The organism is Blautia sp. HCP3S3_D9 (genome assembly GCF_052063845.1).
GTDB lineage: Bacteria > Bacillota > Clostridia > Lachnospirales > Lachnospiraceae > Blautia_A.
On sequence record NZ_JBQHWS010000258.1, the window covers coordinates 1 to 1706 of the forward strand.

The window sequence follows — 1706 nt, forward strand, 5'->3', positions numbered from 1 at the left end:
CTTCTTTCGTAAATGTTGCAAATGTTTGTTTTGGCACTTTCATTATACAACACATGGAATCGAGGTGTCTTTCTTTTATGCAAAATCACGAACTTGCTCATTTATAGTTCACAAAACAATTCCTATGCCAAAAGGCGGAGTTCACTTTACATTTTTCCCATATATTTTTCTGCCATATGTACTGCCATAGCACCATCTGCCACAGCTGTTACTATCTGACGAAGTAACTTTGTTCTGACATCTCCTACAGCATAAACACCTGGAATACTCGTTTCAGTATTTTCACCTGCCACAATATATCCTTTATTATCCAGTTCTATCTGATTATCTAAAAAATCTGTTGTCGGTTTTCTTCCTATACTCACAAACAGGCCGTCACATTCTATAATGTTTTCTTCTCCTGTAACTGTATCTTTCAACCGCACACCAGTTAATCGTTCTCCATAAATCAGTTCATTTACTGTATTGTTCCATCGAAACTCTATATTTTCAGTTTTCATCAGCTGGTCATGGTAGATTTTCGTTGCACGTAATGTATCTCTTCGATGAACAATGATGACTTTCTTAGCAATTCGACTTAAAAGAACAGCATCTGATACAGCAGAATTTCCACCACCAACAACCACCACGATCTTATCTTTATAAAACATACCATCACAGGAGGCACAATAAGCAACCCCATGACCTATCAATTCTTTTTCTTTAGCGAGACCAAGTTCTCTTGGATTTGCTCCAGTAGCAATCACTACTGTTTTCCCAATATAAATTCCCGAACTAGTTTCTACTCTCTTAAGCTTTCCTGTTAAATCCATATTAAAAACTTCAGCATATTCACTTTTAGCGCCAAATTTTTCCGCCTGTTTTTGCATTTTCTCTGCCAATGAAAATCCGTCAATTCCATTTTCAAAACCAGGATAGTTATCAATCTGCCAGGTCAATGACATCTGACCACCTGCAGATAATTTTTCTAAAACAATTGTATCAAATCCTGCTCTGGCTGCGTATAATGCTGAAGTATACCCTCCAGGTCCTCCTCCCACGATAATCATATCGTAAACATGATTTTTATTCATACAGCAGTCCTCCTTTTATTTTTCCAATGCTTCATTAATAAAATTCTCTATCATTATTTTTGATTCAGGTGCAACAATAGAATCTATTGCCTTTCCATCTCGATATAAAACCAGCGTAGGAATTATCTCAATCTTTTCAGCTTCTGCAATCTGTGGTTCTTCATCAATATTTACTTTTCCAGCAATAAGAATATCGCTGTATTCTTCACTTATTTTTTCATAAGCCGCTCCAATTCTACGGCAATAACCACACCAAGGTGCCCAGAAATCAACCAAAACCGGTTTTTCTTTATGAATTAATTGTCCAAACTTTTCTTTATTTATATTTATTGATGTCATATTTTTCAACTCCTTCTCCTGTTTGAACTTAATATACCTCATAAAAAGTCTTACTTCAGTGATGATATCACAGAAAAGATAATTTACTTTATTACACTTCTTTTTATTTCTATTTATGGCATATGCCAGTTATATAATTGACGCATCTAAAAAAAGCAAGTATACTATGTTCGTAAAGGAGATAACGGTTATGAACTTCGAAAATTGTTTTCCACTATGGAATGACTTAAATACAGCACAGAAAAAAATTATTTCAGACAATTAAATCTCTCAGTATGTAACAAAAGGGACAAT

The 1706-nt window shown here is 34.7% G+C and carries 2 protein-coding genes and 1 pseudogene; 1 reads left to right on the top strand and 2 read right to left on the bottom strand.

Features of this window, described 5'->3' with window-relative positions:
* Positions 1-146 precede the first annotated feature (146 nt).
* Together trxB and ACTNES_RS20710 are read right to left on the bottom strand one after the other, a co-directional pair.
* The gene (gene trxB, locus ACTNES_RS20705) at positions 147-1073 is read right to left on the bottom strand and encodes a thioredoxin-disulfide reductase (protein ID WP_441040559.1); all 927 of its coding nucleotides are present in this window, start codon (positions 1071-1073) and stop codon (positions 147-149) included.
* 15 nt (positions 1074-1088) lie between these two features.
* The gene (locus ACTNES_RS20710; protein WP_005330449.1) at positions 1089-1412 is read right to left on the bottom strand and encodes a thioredoxin family protein; all 324 of its coding nucleotides are present in this window, start codon (positions 1410-1412) and stop codon (positions 1089-1091) included.
* Between the two features lie 115 nt (positions 1413-1527).
* On the opposite strand from ACTNES_RS20710, the pseudogene ACTNES_RS20715 reads away from it, so the two are divergent.
* A pseudogene (locus ACTNES_RS20715) lies at positions 1528-1674 on the top strand (Crp/Fnr family transcriptional regulator); the annotation flags it as partial.
* Positions 1675-1706: the final 32 nt, after the last annotated feature.

Excerpts from the sequence above, each read along its gene's own strand:
- ACTNES_RS20710 (WP_005330449.1), bottom strand. The coding sequence starts at position 1,412 with ATGACATCAATAAATATAAATAAAGAAAAGTTTGGACAATTAATTCAT.
- trxB (WP_441040559.1), bottom strand. The coding sequence starts at position 1,073 with ATGAATAAAAATCATGTTTACGATATGATTATCGTGGGAGGAGGACCT.